This is a genomic window from Rothia sp. CCM 9418 (assembly GCF_048512825.1).
Taxonomy (GTDB): Bacteria; Actinomycetota; Actinomycetes; order Actinomycetales; family Micrococcaceae; genus Rothia.
Genome location: NZ_JBLXXX010000002.1, coordinates 36,698 through 55,142, shown reverse-complemented (window position 1 = coordinate 55,142; position 18,445 = coordinate 36,698). Strand labels below are relative to the sequence as shown.

The window sequence follows — 18,445 nt, the reverse complement described above, 5'->3', positions numbered from 1 at the left end:
CTCTCATGCTCTGGTTCTGTTCTGGGGGAAATCTGAGGTGATATCGGCAGGTGAACCCCCAAAAAATGAAAAAATACTCTGTCATTTTTAAGGAATAACTTCCGAAGATGAGCTATCTGTCGGTAAGTTGGAAATATGGTAGAGACTTATATTCCTCAAAATCCTTTTGATGCTCAAGCCCGTCACGGGAAAATTGCTGTTGTTACCGGCGCTTCCTCCGGTATTGGTAGAGCCACCGTCGAACAGATGTGCGCTAGCGGATGGACAGTATATGCCGTCGCACGTCGTGTTGAACGTCTTGAAGAACTCGCTCAACGCACTGGAGCCATCCCCACCCCACTAGATATTACCGATAGTGAAGCCGTTCAGACTGTTCGCACACAGGTCCTTGAACAAACTGACGGAAAGCTACACGCCCTCGTCAACATTTCTGGTGGTGCTGTAGGAGTCGACTCCGTCGCTGAGGGCAACCCCGAAGACTGGGCCTTTATGTATCGACTGAACGTCTTGGGTACTTTAAACATGATTCAAGCGTTTTTACCAGCACTGCGTCAGTCTGAAGAAGGAACCATCCTCAACCTCACATCTACTGCTGCTGAAGCTGGATATGAAGGTGGTGGCGGATATAACGCCGCAAAATTTGGGCAACGTGGACTGACCGAAGCGCTCCGTCTAGAAGAAGCAGAACACAATATCCGAGTCATTGAAATTAGCCCAGGAATGGTTCACACCGAAGAGTTCTCTGCTAAGCGTTTAGGCTCTGCTGAAGCTGCCCAAAAAGTCTATGAAGGTGTCGAGAATCCTCTGACCGCAGCAGACGTTGCACAAACCGTAACTTTTGCTGTCAACGTTCCGCACCATATCAATCTAGACCGAGTGGTGATGCGCCCAGTAGCTCAAGCTGCACAATATAAAGTGATTCGTCATCTTTCTTAAACTTCTCAAGAAAGTGCTCAACGCGCCAGAACAAAAATTGTAATTTGGGTGAGTCTGCTCGCCACCAAAAACTCCATAACCACCATTATGTAGCGTTCGAACATAGCTTTGACACAAGATATGGGGTTAAAAGACCTCAAAAACACTATTTAGCTGTGGATAACCTCCAGAAAGGTGAACACTTCAGAAAACACCCTGTTAGACAGACTCCCAAAACCTGCCTAAAATTAAGGTAGTTGCAAAGACCCGGCCATCACCGGCGAGCAATCCGGAAGAACAGGCCGTACCTGCACCTAACCACTATATCGTTGCGACGAGGATAGACTGCGGAATAGATACAGCCCTAGTAGAACCGGACGGGTAAGCCCGTCACAGCAGTCACGAAGCGACTGATAAACGCTCGACTGCATTGTCTCCCCAACAGTAGACTGTTGGGGAGACAATGCACGTTAAGTAAAATCAGTAAGCAAGGTGGTACCGCGCCATATCAAGAGACCTTGAACGGCGTCCTTGCACGACCCATAAACTGACAAAACTTAAGGGATCATTCGTGACCACGAACAACATCTACCCACGCGTTAGCGCATCCGGCGCACAAAACGTCGAAGCTTCTCCCTCATTTCCCGCACTTGAAGAATCTATCCTCGAATACTGGAAAAATGACGGAACCTTCGCCGAATCAGTCAAATACCGTGAAGCAGGAGAAAACGGCTCCAACGAGTTCGTCTTCTACGACGGACCTCCCTTCGCCAACGGACTACCACACTACGGACACCTGCTCACCGGATACGTCAAAGACCTTGTAGCCCGCTACCAAACCCAACGAGGCCACAAAGTTGAACGCAGATTTGGCTGGGACACCCACGGACTTCCCGCCGAGCTTGAAGCAATGAAACAGTTGGGAATGACCGATAAACAAGAAATTCTCGACATGGGAATTGACAGCTTCAACGACGCCGCACGAAGCTCCGTGCTCAAATACACCAATGAATGGCAAAACTACGTCGCCCGTCAAGCCCGCTGGGTAGATTTCGAAAACGACTACAAGACCCTCAACATCGAATACATGGAATCGGTGATTTGGGCCTTCAAACAACTCTACGACAAAGGCCTCACCTACCAAGGCTTCCGCGTCCTGCCGTATTGCTGGAAAGACGAAACACCGCTATCCAACCACGAGCTCCGCATGGACGACGACGTCTACAAAGACCGTCAAGACCCATCTGTTACCGTAGCGTTCACCATTACCAACGACACCTCACTAGCGAAGAACCCTACCATCGCACAAGAACTCGCTGGGGTAGAAGCCATGGCATGGACAACCACACCATGGACCCTACCAACGAACCAAGCGCTCGCAGTTGGTCCTGAAATCACCTATGTGGTGGTCGCTGGCGCCGGTAACTACTCAGAACGTCGTTTCCTTATCGCCGAAGACTTGCTCAACAACTACAGCAAAGATCTCGGCTACGATGAGGCTCATGAGGCACAAGAAGCTATTATTAGCCGCTACCAAGGTCGTGATTTAGAAGGTCTACGATATGAGCCACTATGGGACTATTTCACCGATACCGAAAAATGGAACACCCATAAAGCGTGGCAAATTCTCGTCGCTGAATACGTCACCACAAGCGATGGTACCGGCCTTGTTCACCAAGCACCCGCCTACGGTGAAGATGACCAAAAAGTCTGTGAAGAATACGGTATTCCCGTCATCCTCTCTATTGATGAGGGCGCAAAGTTCTTACCTCTCTTTGGCGAAAAAACTCCGAGCGGGCAGAATGATCTTGCCGAAATCGCTGGCGTACAAATTTTTGAGGCGAACCGTACCATCATCAACGTGCTCAAAGCGCAAGGTACTTTATTGCGTGAAAAATCCTATGTGCACTCCTACCCCCACTGCTGGCGTTGCCGCACACCGTTGGTCTACCGTGCTATCACCTCATGGTATGTCAAAGTCACCGACTTCAAAGATCGCATGAGTGAACTAAACCAGCAGATTAACTGGATTCCTGAAAATGTTAAAGACGGACAATTCGGAAAATGGGTAGAGAACGCTCGTGACTGGTCCATCTCCCGAAACCGTTTCTGGGGTTCACCCATTCCCGTGTGGGTTTCAGACGACCCAAATTATCCTCGCATGGACGTGTACGGTTCATTAGCTGAACTCGAAGCTGACTTTGGACGTCTGCCTCTGAACAAAAATGGCGAACCAGACCTACACCGCCCATACATTGACGAATTGACTCGTCCCAACCCCGATGATCCCACCGGAAAGTCAACGATGCGTCGTGTAGAGGATGTCCTTGACGTATGGTTCGATTCGGGTTCTATGCCTTATGCACAGGTACACTATCCCTTTGAAAATAAAGAATGGTTTGACAGCCATAACCCCGCTGACTTCATCGTAGAGTACATCGGTCAGACCCGTGGCTGGTTCTACACCCTTCACATTCTCGCTACAGCGCTTTTTGACCGTCCCGCATTCACGAATGTCATCTCTCATGGCATTGTGCTTGGCTCAGACGGACAAAAAATGTCGAAGTCTTTACGAAACTACCCAGACGTCTCTGAAGTTCTGGACCGTGATGGTTCTGACGCAATGCGCTGGTTCCTAGTTTCTTCACCTATTTTGCGTGGCGGAAACCTTATTGTGACAGAAGAAGGCATCCGCGAAGGTGTACGTCAGGTGATGCTTCCGTTGTGGAACGTCTACCACTTCTTTGCTCTATATACGAACGCCGCTCACCAAGGTGCCGGATATCAGGCGCAGCTACGCTATACCTCTGAACATGTGATGGATCGCTTCATCCTCGGTAAAACTCGTGAACTTATCACAACCGTCACCGAGGCGATGGATTCTTATGATGTAAGCGGTGCAACTGAAGCGTTACGCCACTACACGGACACTCTCACCAACTGGTATGTGCGCCGTTCACGCGAACGTTTCTTTGAAGAAGATACCGTTGCTTTTGACGTGCTCTACACGGCACTAACCACTGTGGTGAAAACGGCTGCTCCTTTATTGCCACTTGTTAGTGAAGAAATTTACCGTGGGCTCACTGGGGAACGCTCTGTGCACCTCACCGACTGGCCAGAGGCAGAATTATTCACTGACGAAAGCGATTTGATTCGTCTCATGGAGACGACTCGTTCGATTTGCTCGGCAGGTTCATCCCTCCGTAAGACTCATAAACTACGTGTTCGTCAGCCTCTACGCTCAATGACTGTTGCCGTCACTCACGGTGCAGCACTATCTGGTGTCTATGAGAACATCATTGCTGATGAACTGAACCTGAAAGAAGTGCGACTTCTTGACGCTGCTGATGTGAAACCAACAGATTTTGGTATTTCGCAGCAGCTTAAGGTTAACGCTCGTGCAGCTGGGCCTCGTCTTGGCAAAAATGTGCAACAAGCGATTAAGGCGGCTAAAACCGGAGACTGGTCCGTTGCAGAGGACGGAACAGTCACTGTAGCTGGAGGGTCTATCGCACTAGAATCTCATGAGTATGAGTTGCAAACTATTGTGGATGAAACGGCTGGGCAGTCCCATCAAGCAGTGTCTGTTCTTCCTGGTGGTGGTTTCCTCGTTCTCGACACTCAGTTAACTCCAGAGCTTGAAGCAGAAGGAATTGCTCGCGATGCGATTCGTACAATTCAGCAGGCTCGTAAGGATGCCCAGCTCGTAGTTTCTGACCGTATCGAGCTAACTGTTGCCGCACCCGAGAGAACTCGCCAAGCTATTCAGAGCTTTGAACAGCTAGTTGCTGGTGAGACCCTTGCAACTTCGGTACACTATCAGGACGCTTCAGAACTTTCTATTACCGTGAAGAAGGCCTAATTTGTCAGAAAACATGGATTCTCAATCCTTGTTGAACACCTCAAACGCCGTAGCTACTTCTGATGAAGGTAGCTACGGCGTTGAGGACGTTTATCAAGAGTTACTCTCTCGAGCCCCCGAAAATGCGATGGCACCAAGGTTGAACGCCGTTCAGGACGCCCTAGATATTTTGGGTGCGCCTCATCAGGCGGCTCCGGTTATTCATATCACCGGCACGAACGGCAAAACATCGACAGCTCGGATGATTGAGCGTTTGTTAATTGCTCATGATTTACGAACAGGGCGATACACTAGCCCGCATTTGAGCAAAGTAACAGAACGTATTAGTATCGACGGCCGTCCGGTATCAGATGAAACTTTTGTGCGTATCTGGCAAGAAATTCGCCCGTATCTGGACATGATTGACACCCAGTTGGGTGCTGCTGGTGAACCTCGTATCACCTATTTTGAGGCGTTGACTATTCTTGCTTTCGCTATTTTTGCTGATGAGCCGGTGGACGTGGTTGTCCTTGAAGTAGGTATTGGTGGGGTTTGGGATGCTACGAATGTTGCGCAAGCTCAAGTTTCTGTCGTAACACCTATCTCCTATGACCATACTGATATTTTGGGGTCAACATTGGCTGATATTGCTGCTGAAAAAGCCGGCATTATCAAAGAACAAGGTACGCTCATTAGCGCTGTGCAAGACCCCGAAGCTGCTCAGGTTCTCTTAGAACGTGCTCAAGAAGTTTCTGCTGGCTATCGTTTTGAGGGAGTAGAATTCGGTGTTCTTGCTCGTCGCCCTGGTGTTGGTGGGCAAATGGTAGATATCCGTGGATTAGCAGATACGTATACGGATGTTCCCGTTCCTCTTTTTGGCGAGCACCAAAGCCAGAATGCTGCGGTAGCTATTGCAGCTGTTGAGGCATTCTTGGGAGGAGCTGAAAAGCCTCTTAATGTTGAGCTGATTCGACAAGGATGGGAGGAGTTGACTTCTCCTGGACGTCTGGAGGTTCTTAAAACTGCTCCAACGATTATTCTTGATGCAGCTCATAACCCTCATGGTATTCGGGCTTCTGCCCACGCTTTTAAAGAATCTTTTGCTGTCGGTTCTTTAGGTATTGTCATCGGCATTTTACGAGAAAAAGACGCAGTAGGTATTTTTGAAGCGATTCGTGAAGAATACTTTGATTCTGCTGATTTCCAGACGAAGCTATACCTCACCGCATCTGAATCTGCTCGGGCCATTGACGTAGAAACCCTTAAAGATATGGCTCTTGATGCTGGGCTCTCAGAATATGATGTGCAGACGTACGAGTACCTTGACGATGCTTTGAATGCTGCGGTGGACCAGAGTCTAGAGCATGAGGAGCATTCTTCAGCGATTCTTATTACCGGTTCAATTACCGTTATCGGTCAGGTGCGTTCGTCATGGTTACCTGATGGGGAAGGATCATAATGGTTCGTTTGACAAAGGCTCAACGCCAGTGGCGACCAGGGCAGGTAAAGAAACCAAGCTCTATCAAAGTGATGTTTTCTTCTACGGTGCTAACACTGGAAGCTTTTGTGGCGTTCTTTGCGACGTTGGCGATTTTTGGACTAAATTTTAATAGCCCTCTCATCTATAAAATCATAATCTGGGTGCTAGGTCTTGCTTTGATTGGCGCATTTTTAGCTGCGCCAGCGTTTTTACGTAAACCGTGGGGCTATACCTTTGGTTGGGCTTTGCAAGGTTTGTTGATTCTTGCTGGTGTGGCTTTGCCGTCTTTGATATTTATCGGGTTGTGCTTTACGGCTACGTATTGGTATGCGGTACGTACGGGGGAGCGTCTTGACCGTGAGAATAAAGAGCGTGAACGTGAACAGCTTGAATGGGAGAAGCAGCAGAAAAACCTGTAACCCCTGTTACACTAGGTTGCAAGATGTTGCTTCACAAGGAAGGTTCCGTTCATGAGCGAATGTACTCTGATTCTGATTAAACCTGACGGTGTCAAACGTCAACTGGTCGGTGAGATTCTTCATCGTATTGAGCGAAAAGGATACACTCTAGCTCAGATGAAAATGCTCACGCCCACTGAAAGTCTTTTGGCACAGCACTATAGTGAACACCTTGAAAAACCGTTTTATCCGGCGCTTCTAGAGTTTATGCTCTCTGGTCCTGTGGTAGCAGCTGTTTTTGAAGGTGAGGAGGTTGTAGAAGCTATCCGAACTATCATGGGACCGTCTAACCCCGTGAGTGCCCCTGCCGGAACGATTCGTGGAGATTATGGACGGGCGTGGAGCACCTCTGTGCAACAGAATTTAATTCATGGTTCTGACTCTGTGGCATCTGCTGAGCGTGAGATTGCTATCTGGTTTAATTCCTAAGCCAGTATCGTGCTAATAACCTTAGAGCGGGTGGGGACAACCAAAATTTTGGTTGTCCCCACCCGCTCTTGTCTATCGGTATTAGTAACGTTTTAGAACATTCCAAGAATAATGTCGGAGAATCGGATAAAAATGATTCCGAAGATGAGAACAAAAACTAAAACGATAGCAAACCAAGACCATCCAGCGACGCTCTCACGCAAATGAGAAGGAGCTGGTATAACCCCCGCAATAACGTTTCGTGCAGTAACCCTGCCTGTCATGATTATTTGGGCAACCCACACAAACATACAGAAAAGACACAAAGCATTGATTTTGAACGTGGTGTTATACCAGAGCCAAAAGACGAAGAACGTTGCTAATAAATGCCCGATATTCATGGCTAACCAGTACCAGCGATGAAAACGGGCACCTGCCAAAATAGCGGTGCTAATAGTAAGAACAATGGCATAACCGACTAACCCAATAAATGGATTAGGAAACCCAAAAGCCTCAGCATAGGGTGTGCGCATGACCGTGCCGCAATTGAGTAGCGCGTTAACATCGCAGGAAGAAACATGTGAAGCGTCGATATAAATTTGTAGACGTTCAAAAACAAGCATGCATGAAGATATAAAAGCAGCTGCACCGGCAATCAGCATCAAAAAGGCGAGTCTACGGTCAAAATTTGCCTGTTCTGTGGCGTTCATTGTTAAAGAGCCGTTATCGATCATGTTTTCTTCTGAGGTATAGGTCACGGGAGTCTCCGCATGGGGGTACAAAACGTTAACTATCCTACTGTGTGAATCTAGATATTGGCTTTTCTTTTCTCGAAAGAATGCTTTAAGGGCACTTATTTTGGGAAGTATATGAGAGAATGAGCAGTGGTAGTCTTCTGCCCGCATACAGAAGTAGCTATCCAGTAGGTGGTACCGACACTGCGTTAATCAGTTTTAGACATAACGCTTAAAAGTTCAGTGCACAACGCACAGACTCGGGGAAACTACTGGCTCAGCTCATAGCGTGAAAACCTGTAATATGCCTTCAGATGTGTTCTAAGGTGAAGATATGACACGCTAGACCTTGTATCACATAACGAATAATAGCGTTGCTATAACGTTTGAAATGAGCTGAGTAAGAATAAGCTTTTGTGAGATTTTCTCACCTGAAGCGTAAGAACTAAATGCGGTTAGTTCCTTATGCAGGAGAATGTACATACTATGAGTGAAAACATCAAAAATGATGTTGAGGTGAATGAAACCGAAGCGGACTCATCATCACAAACCGTGTCAGAGGATAACTCGTTAACACTGGATTTAGAAGAAACTCCAGTAGCAGAAGAAACCTCTGAAACTGAAACGCAAACTCCCAAGACTGAGGAAGAACACACCTCAGAACTTGAGAATTCTGAAGCAGAAGATTCTTCTGAAACAGAAGCTGAGCCAGAAGAAAAATCTCAACCTAAAACACAAAAAGAAATTCTCGCAGAAGAACTCAAAAACCTTACTGCTGCAGCTTCAACCTCAAATCTGCTGTTCTTCTCACCAAATCTTGAAGAAATTGCGGAAAAGACGCGTGCAGAACGTGAAGCTCGCCGTGAAGCGCTTGAAGCAGAACGCCGTCAACGTCGACTCGCAGAAATTAATCTTGACGACGACGAAGTTACCTCGCGTCGCCGTCGCCGTCGCCGCCGTGGAGAGCAAGATATCGAAATTGAAGGTGGTACTGAAGGCGATCCCGAAAACACCGTCACCAAGGTACGCACCCCACGCCTATCAGACTCACACACCACCAACCGTGTCACCGGAGTCCGTGGCTCTACTCGCCTTGAAGCTAAGAAAATTCGTCGCCGTGAATCACGCCATTCAGGACGTCGTCAACGCGGTATCACCGAAGCAGAATTCCTCGCGCGCCGTGAATCTGTTGAACGCCAGATGATTGTCCGCCAAAAAGATGACCGAATCCAAATTGGTGTTCTCGAAGACGGTGTACTAGCAGAGCATTTTGTCTCAAAAACTCAACAAGATTCTCTCATCGGTAACGTCTACCTTGGTAAGGTTCAGAATGTTCTTCCTTCCATGGAAGCAGCCTTCATCGACATCGGACGTGGACGAAATGCAGTACTCTACGCCGGCGAAGTTAACTGGGATGTCTCCGGATTAGAAGGCACTCCACGAAAAATCGAAAATGCCCTCAAATCAGGTGATTCCATACTTGTACAGGTCACCAAAGACCCTGTAGGCCATAAGGGCGCTCGTTTGACGAGCCAGGTATCGTTACCAGGGCGTTTCTTGGTATATGTTCCTGGCGGTTCTATGACCGGCATTTCCCGTAAACTGCCCGATACCGAACGTGCTCGTCTTAAGAAAATTCTCAAGGATAAACTTCCTGAAGGTGCCGGCGTTATCGTGCGCACTGCTGCTGAAGGAGCTTCTGAAGATGAGCTCACACACGATATTAATCGTCTGCGTGCTCAATGGGAAGATATTAAGAACCTTGCTGAAGCGCCCAAAACCTTGGCTCCTGAGATGTTGTATCAAGAGCCAGATTTGACTATTAAGACCGTTCGTGATGTCTTCAACGAAGATTTTAGTGCCATGGTTGTTCAAGGAGACTCTGCGTGGGACTCTATTGAAGCTTACTTAACTTATATGGCACCGGATCTCGTAGACCGTCTACAACGCTGGGATAACGAAGAAGACGTTTTTGAGCACTACCGTATTGAAGAACAACTTCATAAAGCTCTCGATCGTAAAGTTTTCTTGCCTTCTGGCGGTTCTTTGGTCATCGACCGGACCGAAGCGATGACGGTTGTTGACGTTAACACCGGAAAGTTCATTGGCTCTGGCGGAAACCTCGAAGAAACCGTTACGAAAAATAACCTTGAAGCAGCTGAAGAGATTGTTCGTCAGCTACGTTTGCGTGATATCGGCGGAATCATCGTCATTGACTTCATCGACATGGTTCTAGAATCAAACCGTGAATTGGTTTTGCGTCGTCTGGTAGAGTGCCTTGGCCGTGACCGCACCAAACACCAAGTTGCTGAAGTGACATCTTTGGGTCTGGTACAGATGACACGTAAACGTATGGGAACTGGGCTACTTGAAGTGTTCTCAGAAGCTTGCGAGCACTGCTCTGGACGCGGACTACTTGTTCATGACCAACCTCTTAAAGGACGCTCCGGCGGCGCATCAGACTATATTCATCGTTATGAACGTACCGATCGTGAAGATCGTCGCCGTGCTCGTCATCAGAAGTCTGCGCGTATCCGCGAATCTCATGTTGAGACTCCTGCAGAAGAGTCCAACCTTGAACAGGAACATCGTGAAGAGTCTCGTCGCGCCGCAGTTGCTTCTATTGCTGCTGCAACACATGAAAATGACTCTTCTGAAGAATCCTTCGAACCTAAGAATCATCGTAAACGGAAACGTCGTAAAGCCTCACGCCGTGATGCGGATACGAAGAATACCGAACCGTTAGAGGACTCATCAGAGTTGGTGCTGACTATCGGTGGGGAAGTCGTTGAACTTCCTCATGCGCATGATCATGTAGAAGAACAGGAGTCTTCACCGGAAGATTCCTCCTTCACCTTGGAGTCTTTGGAACAAATCTTTGACTCTAAAGAGGGACAACAGCCTAATTCCACTGATATCAATGAGTCTGACAATGATGAAGACGTTTCTTCCCGTTTTACTCAAAACTCAGAGCGTTTAGCTGCCATTCAGGCGGGGGAGGCGCGAGCTCGTGCGGCACAAAAAGCTGGACGAGACGTGCAACGTAAAGAAGAGCAAGACTCTGCTCAGAAAGACGATGCTCCGGTGAAGCGTCGTCGTTCTCGTCGTGCTTCTGCACCGGTATCTTCTGCTGGAGCATCGGTGGCAGTGAGCGTATCTACGGGGGCTAAAGCACAAGAGGTTCAGGAGCCTCGAGTCACTGGTGTTGCCCAACCTGGTCGCCAACAGTCTGTTGAGGAAGGAACTGCTCAAGAGGGCAAAGTTTCTGAACAATCTGCTGAGAATATGCCAGCACCTCGCAAGAAGCGTCGTTCTCGTCGTGCGGTAAGTGCTGGTGTAGGTTCTGCGGTTACGCGTCAAGAACTCTCAGAAGGGCATGCAGCTAAAAGTGTTGTTGCTTCTGTCACCGAAGTTTCAACGACTTCATCGCACGAAGAGCATACGGTAATGCTTGGTGTTGGTGTTTCAGCTGACCAGATTAAGCGTGAGGGACAATAATCCTATCGTTTTAAAACGCTAAAGAGGTGGTGTGCTTCAGATGGAGCGCACCACCTTTGTTTTATCTGCTTGTAAAGAAGAGTCATAATCGTTGTCTTCGCTGAAAACTCTAGCTGGTAGAAGCTATTTTTTCTAGGCTAGGTTTAAGCACTTTTACTATAGGTGCGTGAATATCAGGACACGGGGTGCTCTCTGTTGAGAGCTGAGAAAAACCCGCAGAACCTGCTCTTGTTAGTACAAGCGAAGGGATGTCGATTTTATGGGCGACACTTTAACATCACATAGTCTTTCTACCCAAAAACGTGAGTATCCACGGGTGCTTACCATTGCCGGTTCTGATTCTGGCGGTGGGGCGGGTATCCAAGCTGATTTAAAATCTATTGCAGCCCATGGCGGGTATGGTATGAGCGCTATTACTGCGTTGACTGCTCAAAATACTCGTGGTGTGCAACAGGCCTTTTTCCCTCCTGCACAGTTTCTATCCGAACAGTTAGAAGCAATTAGCGCTGATATTGATATCGATGCTGTCAAGATTGGCATGTTGGGAACTTCTGAGGTTATTACTGCGGTTCGTTCATGGTTACAGAAATATCGTCCTCCTATTGTGGTATTAGATCCTGTCATGGTAGCTACAAGTGGAGATTCTCTAGCAGAAGAAGAATCCGTATCAGAGCTTTCTTCATTATTTTCTTATGCTGATGTCATCACTCCTAATGCACATGAGATGGCTGTCCTTTTAGGTGAAGACGCTACGGAGCAATGGGAAGTGCTATGTTCTCAGGGGCAGCGCCTAGCTGATCGTCATGAGGTTGCAGTTCTTGTTAAAGGTGGCCATTGTTCAGGGGAGTGGACTTCTGATGCGCTGATGATGCCAGGTCATAGTGAACCAGTATGGGTTGGATACGCTGAACGTGTGCAGGTTCGCACGACACACGGTACTGGTTGTTCTTTCTCTGCTGCTTTGGCTACCGAGCTTGCGCGTACAGGATGTTGGCAAACGGCCTTGGAACGCGTCAAGCGGTGGATTACTGGGGCTATTAAAAATGGCGAAAAACTTGATGTTGGTGGCGGCAACGGGCCGATTGACCATTTTTATCATGTTCATTCTGTAATCTCTGAACAAAGTGCGCGACTAAGCGACCTTGATAGGTACCTTCTGCATGCACAGGAGGTCGATATGGTTCGGTTGCGTGAGAGCTTTTCTGAATATGTATGGGAGTTAAGTACCTCTATCAGAGAACAGGTTAACAGCTGTCCTTTTGTTGAAGGTCTTGGTAATGGGTCTTTATCTCAGGACGCTTTTATTTATTATTTAGACCAAGATGGTTTATATCTTAAGGAATATTCTCGGGCGTTAGGTCAGGTTGGTATCGCTGCGTCAGATACTGAATCACGGATGTTCTTTGCTCATGGGGCGGTGGAGGCTGTTGAAGTTGAATCTGAATTGCATCGTCGCTGGGTGAGCCGTTTTAGTGATTCTGCGTATGTTACGGGTATCCCAAGTGCGACGACAGAGGCTTATACCGATTTTCTTCTAGCGCGTACTGGTGAAAGTTATGGTGTTGGTGCGGCTGCTGTTCTACCGTGCTATTGGTTATACGCTGAGATTGGGAAAAACTTATATACTGCTTATCAGGAGTATGAGGGAAAGCACCCCTACGGGGAATGGCTTGAAGCGTACTCTTCGGAGGAGTTTCAGACATCAGCTCAGCAGGCTGTGAAGTTCGTCAACAAAATAGCTAGAATAGTGCCAGATTACGAGCTTATCTGCATGAAAAACGCGTTTTTGAGGGCTTGTTGGCTAGAGCTACGTTTCTTTGAAGAACCAATTTCGGCGTGTCACTTGCCCTTGCGGGGGTAGTTGTCGTAGTCTTGTCTTTCGGTGCTTCTTAAGTTCGTTTTACACGTTCGAACCTGAGGGAGATACCACTGGTAGGAAACTACTAGATATGCTCGATGAGCGCGAATCCTTAGAAAGCTCAAGATTCAACGAGAAATCTTCTCAGAGTCTTGTTGCACTACATGTTTTGGTACCAGGATCTGCGCTCTTTCGAAAAATTGTTCAATATAAAGACGTCGAGAGAAGTGAGTTCCCAAGTGGCATACGCGATTGTCCGCGCTGGCGGCCGCCAGGAAAAGGTTTCCGTAGGAGACCTCGTTACCCTTGACCGCGTCGCTGGCGAGCCCGGTAGCACCATTGAGCTACCTGTACTGCTGCTGGTAGATGGGGACAAGGTCACTGCAGATGCAAAGACCCTGGCTTCCGCCAAGGTAACTGCTGAAAAGATTGAAGACCTCCGCGGTCCTAAAATCGTTATTCAGAAGTACAAGAATAAGACCGGTTATAAGAAGCGTCAGGGCTTCCGCGCAGAACTTACTACCGTTAAAATCACTGCGATTAACGCGTAAGTTCCCAACGTCCCGGATTTTCACATAATCTTTTACCTAAGGTAGGCACAGATGGCACATAAGAAGGGCGCAAGCTCCACCCGCAACGGCCGTGACTCTAACCCCCAGTACCTCGGTGTTAAGCGCTATGGCGGTCAGACCGTCAACGCAGGCGAGATTATCGTCCGCCAGCGCGGCACCCATTTCCACCCCGGCAACAATGTTGGCCGTGGCGGAGATGATACTCTGTTTGCTTTGGCAGCAGGTCAGGTTGAGTTCGGTACCCGTAAGGGCCGTAAAGTTGTCAACATTCTCGAAGTAGCTGAGTAATCTTAGCTATTACAGAATGAATAGAAGAGGGCATGCACACCTTGTGTTTGCCCTCTTTTGCATATAGTAAGCTGTTAACCTTCAGAGGTATAGCGTTAAATATCAAGACACTATTGTCAATAGGCGAAATATACGAGAAATAGTGTCTCAACGAAACAAGGAGAATTTTTCGTGGCAGAATTTGTTGACCGCGTTGTACTACATGTATCTGGTGGCCATGGTGGCAACGGTTGCGTATCTGTTCGTCGCGAGAAGTTCAAACCACTGGGTGGGCCTAACGGCGGTAACGGCGGTAACGGCGGAGACGTTATTCTCACCGTTGACGGGCAGTCCACTACTCTATTGGAATATCACCATACTCCACACCAGCGTGCCCCTCATGGAGATATTGGACGAGGCGATATGCACCATGGGTTTAACGGGGAAAATCTCGTACTATCAGTACCTGAAGGAACCGTCGTCAAAGATAAAGATGGCAACGTTCTTGCGGACTTATTGCACGTTGGCGATGAATTTATTGCTGCCCGCGGGGGACAAGGCGGACTAGGGAACGCTGCCTTAGCGTCAGCAAAGCGTAAAGCACCAGGATTTGCTTTATTGGGTATCCCCGGTGAAGAACGCGACATCGTTCTCGAACTCAAATCAATTGCAGATATTGCCCTTGTCGGTTTTCCATCAGCGGGTAAATCTTCGCTGATTGCAGCTATCTCTGCTGCTCGCCCTAAAATTGCTGATTACCCTTTTACCACCCTTATTCCTAACCTCGGTGTAGTACAAGCTGGTGACGTTCGCTATACGGTAGCGGACGTTCCTGGCCTCATTGAAGGTGCTTCAGACGGTAAAGGGTTAGGACATCGTTTCCTGCGCCATGTTGAACGTTCTTCTGCTCTTGTTCACGTCATCGACTGCGCCACTTTAGAGCCGGGCCGTGACCCTATCTCTGACTTTGACATTATTCGCGGTGAACTTGAAAACTACGAAGTTGATCCGACCGCTGGTGTGACAGTTCCTTTGCACGAACGCCCTCAAATCGTTGTGTTGAATAAAATTGATGTGCCTGAAGCTCGTGAATTGGCTGATTTTGTTCGTCCTGAATTTGAAGAGCGCGGCTACGAAGTATTTGAGATTTCTACTGCCTCGCATGAGGGGCTACGTCAACTGACTTTTGCGATGGCAAAAATTGTTCAAGAAGATAGAGACCAAAGAGCTGCAGAAAAAGAACAAGCTGGTGAAGATATCGCGGTGATTCGTCCTAAAGGATTCCGCCATCGTAAACAGCAAGAATTCATAATTCGTCGCGAAGAACGAAACCTTGAGCCATTGTTCCGTGTGATTGGTAAGAAACCTGAAAAATGGATTTTACAGACAGACTTTAATAATGATGAAGCTGTCGGCTACCTTGCTGATCGTTTTGCTCGTCTGGGTATTGAGGAAGAACTCTTCAAACAGGGTGCTCGCGCTGGAGATGCTGTTGTGATTGGAGAATCAAACGATTCTGTTATCTTTGACTGGGAACCTACGATGGTTGGCGGTGCAGAACTTCTGACCTCTCCTCGTGGAACCGATGTGCGTCTTGAAGAAATTGTTCGTCCGACCCGTGCTGAGAAACGAGCTGAGTACAAAGAACGTATGGACGCTAAGGCTGCTGCTCGTGCAGAGCTTGAGGCTGAAAGAGCAGCGGGGGTTTGGACAGAATCTGTTGATGCTAAGAAAAAAAATAGCTAATTTTCTGGGCTTTCTTTGTCGTATAAGAGTGTCTTCGCAGAGCGCATAATTGCTAAGATTCTATTTTCTCATTGGTGTTATCTCACATTAAGAGTGAGATAACAGGTAGCATATGAGTGGGCTTTGAGCCTGCACCGCACAATAATACTTTGATGGAAGGAACTTCGAATATGCGTGAGGCACTAATTTTAGCGAGTGAACACGGCGAACACGCTGAACATCTTGTATATGGCATCCCAACCTATGTGTATCTAGCATTAGCTGTGATTGCCTTTACCGTAATGTTCTTTATTTGCATTTCTTTTAGTGGTCGTGGTCTTGTTCGTCCTGAACATGCTCCTAACCATATTGGTAGCGATGAAGTTGAAGCACTTGCTGATTATCACGCAAAGCATGGTCACTAGTCTTTGCGTCTTTGGCTCATGAGCTATAACTTGGTGTAGCTTTCGAGCTGATGAAGCATAGCTTTCATTTCAAGGAGTCCTGTGCAGCAGGAAAATGCTGGTCAACCAGCCCCAAAAAATATGCATTTTCGTGTCCCCGGCCGTACTCGGCTGGGGGTTATGGGTGGCACTTTTGATCCCATTCATCATGGTCACTTGGTGGCAGCTAGTGAGGTTGCTGCTCGTTTAGATTTAGATGAAGTCACTTTCGTTCCGACGGGGTTACCTCTTCAGAAAAGTAAGCAGCGGACGGTAACTCCTCCCGAAGACCGCTATTTAATGACGGTGATTGCGACTGCCTCTAACCCTATGTTTACGGTGAGTCGGATTGATATAGATAGAGCTGGCCCAACGTATACGATTGATACGTTGACGGAGCTACGAGCACAACGTCCTGATTGTGATTTGTTCTTTATCACTGGTGCTGATGCTATGAACCAACTTTTGACGTGGAAAGACGCAGATAAGTTATGGGATCTTGCGTATTTTGTGGGGGTGACCCGTCCTGGTCATGAGCTAGAAAAACCAAAGGTTGATCAACAAAACTATGCGTTGATGGAAGTTCCTGCATTGGCCATTTCTTCAACGGATATTAGGGATAGGGCGATGGCGCAAGCACCTATTTGGTATCTGGTTCCTGACGGTGTTGTGCGATATATCGATAAACATCATCTATATGATGGAAAATCTTTGGATGAAAAGAATACGTTAGAACCGTAAAAGAATTCTGCTCATGCGTTATCGTGCAGAGAATTGGTCTTCACCATAGGTTTTCTAAAATGTTGGTATCTTTTACTGTTCAGTATTGCGCAAGAGAATAAACAAGACACCAACACAGAAGTAGCAGCTGTTCTTTTCTTATGAACATATAATGAGATAAAGATCGTGCTGCACTATAGTAGTTGGTAAAATCTTCAAAAGAATATTATCTATTTGATGCTAATAGTTTGAGGGGAATCAGTGACAGAACATAACGCTGAGGAACAGAAAGATTCAGTCGAGGACTCTTACCTCTTCGAATCCTTTGTGACCGAAGACGGAATTGAGGTTCCGCCTCCTACTCGCCCTATGGGGCCACGTCGTCTTGCGCGTTATCGCATTGATGCCGCAGCATATTTGCGTGCTTTACGCGACGGAACTGAATTGCCTGAAGAACCTGTTGCATACATGCCAGCTACCAAGGTTAGCTCACCTGAAACATCGATTAGTGATGAGGCTTTGTCTGTTCAACAACGCTTTTCTGCGTTAGCTGAACAAGGTGACATTCGCGCTCATGATGATTTAAACGGCGAACAGTTCACTGGCGAGAATGATACGCGTGCAGATGTTGGCGTGATAGCGGCTACTCCCGGTGAAGAGGTTTCTTCCTTGCCATCAGAAGGCGAGCAAGAAGATACCCCTGATGCTTCTACGCATGCTGTTTCTGCAAGTGACTATTCTTTTGATGATGAACTCGTCAGCGTAGAAGATTTTGATGACTCCAAAACAACTGATGCGTTAGTGGCGGATGTTGACGAGCCTTCTCTTTCAGACGCTTTATCTGAATCAACATCTGAAGATGAAGTAGAAGAATACCGTGAAGAGCCAATCCTGCCCAAGCCGGTGGCAGCGGTAGATGCACACGGCTTAGATTTAGAATCTTGTGACTATCATCTGTCAGAAGATGTCTCTTCTGCTGGGGAAGAGGATTCTCTTGTGCAGCAGACAGAAGATTCTAATACTTCTATTCCGTGGGAAGGTACTCTTTCGTCTTCTGCGCAGGAAGCTTCCGCAGATTCTGCTGGGGCTGAAGAAACAGCCTTGACTCTAGAAGATACTGTAGAGTCTGAGGAAGAGGAAAGTTTTGTGGGAGTCCTTCCTCTTGCAAGGAAAGATACTTCCTCTGAACCAACAAACTTTGCTGACGACGTTGCCTCTATCGCTCAGAAAACAGCTAAAGGGCAAGAAGCTCTTAGTCAGAGTTCTGTTGTAGAGCAAGAGACATTGAGTATTCGTGAACAGCTTGCTGCTTCAAGTGCGGAACATCATCATGACGCTTCCTCGCCAGTAAATGTAGAAGATTCCGAGAATGTGGATTATTCAGCACCTGAGAATGCAGAGAGTGAAGTAGAGTCTTCTTCTAAGATTTGGCTCTTTATTGTGCTGGCTCTTGTTCTTGTGGCTGTTATTGCTGTATGGTTTGTATTCTTTCAATAATTTTTATTCTTAGATGATTCGTATCCTCG

General features: G+C 47.5%; 14 protein-coding genes and 1 riboswitch. Of the genes, 13 read left to right on the top strand and 1 reads right to left on the bottom strand.

Features of this window, described 5'->3' with window-relative positions:
* Positions 1–135 precede the first annotated feature (135 nt).
* The 5 genes from ACN083_RS02985 to ndk all read left to right on the top strand — a co-directional run bounded on the left by ACN083_RS02985 (position 136) and on the right by ndk (position 7,123).
* A complete protein-coding gene (locus ACN083_RS02985) occupies positions 136–936 on the top strand; it encodes an SDR family oxidoreductase (RefSeq protein WP_419101347.1) in 801 nt (266 codons plus the stop codon).
* Positions 937–1,486: 550 nt separating this feature from the next.
* Positions 1,487–4,777 carry an isoleucine--tRNA ligase gene (gene ileS, locus ACN083_RS02980; protein WP_419101346.1) on the top strand — a complete coding sequence of 1,097 codons (3,291 nt, stop codon included), beginning with the start codon at positions 1,487–1,489 and terminating at the stop codon, positions 4,775–4,777.
* Between the two features lie 13 nt (positions 4,778–4,790).
* Positions 4,791–6,215, top strand: a complete 1,425-nt coding sequence (locus ACN083_RS02975; RefSeq protein WP_419101642.1) for a bifunctional folylpolyglutamate synthase/dihydrofolate synthase — start codon at positions 4,791–4,793, stop codon at positions 6,213–6,215.
* Entirely contained in the window at positions 6,215–6,655 is a 441-nt protein-coding gene (locus ACN083_RS02970; protein ID WP_419101345.1) for a DUF4233 domain-containing protein, read from the top strand. The genes ACN083_RS02975 and ACN083_RS02970 overlap by 1 nt, the downstream gene beginning before the upstream one ends.
* 51 nt (positions 6,656–6,706) lie before the next feature.
* Positions 6,707–7,123 (top strand): nucleoside-diphosphate kinase, encoded by a 417-nt coding sequence (gene ndk, locus ACN083_RS02965; protein ID WP_419101344.1) that lies wholly within the window; start codon positions 6,707–6,709, stop codon positions 7,121–7,123.
* Between the two features lie 92 nt (positions 7,124–7,215).
* Here the strand turns inward: ndk and ACN083_RS02960 are convergent, their stop codons facing one another.
* Entirely contained in the window at positions 7,216–7,860 is a 645-nt protein-coding gene (locus ACN083_RS02960; protein ID WP_419101343.1) for a vitamin K epoxide reductase family protein, read from the bottom strand.
* Between the two features lie 462 nt (positions 7,861–8,322).
* On the opposite strand from ACN083_RS02960, the gene ACN083_RS02955 reads away from it, so the two are divergent.
* From ACN083_RS02955 to ACN083_RS02920, 8 genes are all read left to right on the top strand, one after another.
* Positions 8,323–11,334 (top strand): Rne/Rng family ribonuclease, encoded by a 3,012-nt coding sequence (locus ACN083_RS02955; RefSeq protein ID WP_419101342.1) that lies wholly within the window; start codon positions 8,323–8,325, stop codon positions 11,332–11,334.
* A 171-nt stretch (positions 11,335–11,505) separates the two neighbouring features.
* A riboswitch (TPP riboswitch) is annotated at positions 11,506–11,600 on the top strand.
* Positions 11,594–13,195, top strand: a complete 1,602-nt coding sequence (locus ACN083_RS02950) for a bifunctional hydroxymethylpyrimidine kinase/phosphomethylpyrimidine kinase (RefSeq protein WP_419101341.1) — start codon at positions 11,594–11,596, stop codon at positions 13,193–13,195. (Overlaps the previous riboswitch by 7 nt.)
* A 236-nt stretch (positions 13,196–13,431) precedes the next feature.
* Positions 13,432–13,743, top strand: a complete 312-nt coding sequence (gene rplU / locus ACN083_RS02945; protein ID WP_419101641.1) for a 50S ribosomal protein L21 — start codon at positions 13,432–13,434, stop codon at positions 13,741–13,743.
* A gap of 51 nt (positions 13,744–13,794) precedes the next feature.
* Positions 13,795–14,052 carry a 50S ribosomal protein L27 gene (rpmA, locus tag ACN083_RS02940; protein ID WP_419101340.1) on the top strand — a complete coding sequence of 86 codons (258 nt, stop codon included), beginning with the start codon at positions 13,795–13,797 and terminating at the stop codon, positions 14,050–14,052.
* A gap of 171 nt (positions 14,053–14,223) precedes the next feature.
* Positions 14,224–15,777, top strand: coding sequence for a GTPase ObgE (obgE, locus tag ACN083_RS02935; RefSeq protein ID WP_419101339.1), 1,554 nt, complete (start codon positions 14,224–14,226; stop codon positions 15,775–15,777).
* Between the two features lie 170 nt (positions 15,778–15,947).
* Positions 15,948–16,181, top strand: coding sequence for a hypothetical protein (locus ACN083_RS02930; RefSeq protein WP_419101338.1), 234 nt, complete (start codon positions 15,948–15,950; stop codon positions 16,179–16,181).
* Between the two features lie 120 nt (positions 16,182–16,301).
* Complete coding sequence (gene nadD / locus ACN083_RS02925; RefSeq protein ID WP_419101640.1) at positions 16,302–16,940, top strand: nicotinate-nucleotide adenylyltransferase; 639 nt, start codon at positions 16,302–16,304, stop codon at positions 16,938–16,940.
* Between the two features lie 240 nt (positions 16,941–17,180).
* Positions 17,181–18,416: a hypothetical protein gene (locus tag ACN083_RS02920; protein WP_419101337.1), complete on the top strand. Its 1,236-nt coding sequence runs from the start codon at positions 17,181–17,183 to the stop codon at positions 18,414–18,416.
* Positions 18,417–18,445: the final 29 nt, after the last annotated feature.

Coding starts and splice junctions, on each gene's coding strand:
- ACN083_RS02985 (WP_419101347.1), top strand. CDS start 136: ATGGTAGAGACTTATATTCCTCAAAATCCTTTTGATGCTCAAGCCCGT.
- ACN083_RS02975 (WP_419101642.1), top strand. CDS start 4,791: ATGGATTCTCAATCCTTGTTGAACACCTCAAACGCCGTAGCTACTTCT.
- ACN083_RS02970 (WP_419101345.1), top strand. CDS start 6,215: ATGGTTCGTTTGACAAAGGCTCAACGCCAGTGGCGACCAGGGCAGGTA.
- ndk (WP_419101344.1), top strand. CDS start 6,707: ATGAGCGAATGTACTCTGATTCTGATTAAACCTGACGGTGTCAAACGT.
- ACN083_RS02955 (WP_419101342.1), top strand. CDS start 8,323: ATGAGTGAAAACATCAAAAATGATGTTGAGGTGAATGAAACCGAAGCG.
- ACN083_RS02950 (WP_419101341.1), top strand. CDS start 11,594: ATGGGCGACACTTTAACATCACATAGTCTTTCTACCCAAAAACGTGAG.
- rpmA (WP_419101340.1), top strand. CDS start 13,795: ATGGCACATAAGAAGGGCGCAAGCTCCACCCGCAACGGCCGTGACTCT.
- ACN083_RS02930 (WP_419101338.1), top strand. CDS start 15,948: ATGCGTGAGGCACTAATTTTAGCGAGTGAACACGGCGAACACGCTGAA.
- nadD (WP_419101640.1), top strand. CDS start 16,302: ATGCATTTTCGTGTCCCCGGCCGTACTCGGCTGGGGGTTATGGGTGGC.